This window comes from Rhizobacter sp. P1_G5, from assembly GCF_056405435.1.
Genome location: NZ_JBFUCB010001090.1, coordinates 1 through 933 on the forward strand (window position 1 = coordinate 1; position 933 = coordinate 933).

2 protein-coding genes are annotated in these 933 nt (G+C 73.5%); both read left to right on the top strand.

Annotation, left to right across the window (positions count from 1 at the left end; genetic code table 11):
• Positions 1 to 353, top strand: a 353-nt coding sequence (locus tag AC1D12_RS34215; protein WP_477845510.1) for a DUF993 family protein, incomplete at its 5' end; no start/stop codon positions are given.
• Position 354: 1 nt separating this feature from the next.
• The coding region (locus AC1D12_RS34220; RefSeq protein ID WP_477845511.1) for a sugar phosphate isomerase/epimerase family protein at positions 355 to 933 on the top strand (579 nt) is incomplete at its 3' end.

Here is a 933-nt window from a genome sequence, read left to right on the forward strand (position 1 = left end):
ATGCACTGCTGGGCATCTTCGACGCGATCGCGCCGGCCGCGAGCGCGGCGCTGGCGGCGCTGGCGGCGCACGACCGCAGCCGCTTCCACGCGATCCTCGCGCCGACGGTGCCGCTGTCGCGCCACATCTTCAAGGCGCCGACGCGCTTCTACAAGACCGGGGTCGTCTTCATGGCCTGGATCAACGGCCACCAGGATCACTTCGTGATGGTCGGCGGGCAGCAGAGCACCCGCTCGCTGCCGCACCTCGCGGAACTGCTGCGGCTGGCCGATGAGGCGGGGCTGATCGAGCAGCCGGAGCTGGCGGCGCGGCGCATGCGGCATCTGCTGGGCCTGCACGGCGTGGACGCCTGACATGAGGGACTTCAGCGCCGACCACCGCTGGCTCTCGATCAACACCGCCACCGTGCGGGCGCAATGGCCGCTCGACCGCATCGTGCTGGAGTGCGCGACGCGGGGCATCCGCGCGATCTCGCCGTGGCGCGACCAGGTGGCCGCGGCCGGTCTCGACAAGATCGCAGGGCTGGTGCGCGACACCGGCATCGAGCTGTCGGGCTACTGCCGCGGCGGCATGTTCCCGGCGGCCGATGCCGAGGGGCGGCAGCGCGCGCTGGACGACAACCGGCGTGCGGTCGACGAGGCGGTGGCGCTGCACGCCCGCTGCCTGGTGCTGGTGGTGGGCGGGCTGCCGGGCGCGCTGTCGGGCCGGGCCGCGCACAAGGACATCGGCGCGGCGCGTGCCGAGGTGCACGACGGCATCGCCGCCACGCTGGAGCATTCGCGCCGCGCCGGCATGCCGCTCGCGATCGAGCCGCTGCACCCGATGTATGCGGCCGACCGCGCCTGCGTCAACACGATCGAGCAGGCGCTGGACCTGTGCGATGCGCTGGACCCCGGCCGCAGCGGCGCGCTGGGCGTGGCGCTGGACGTGTAC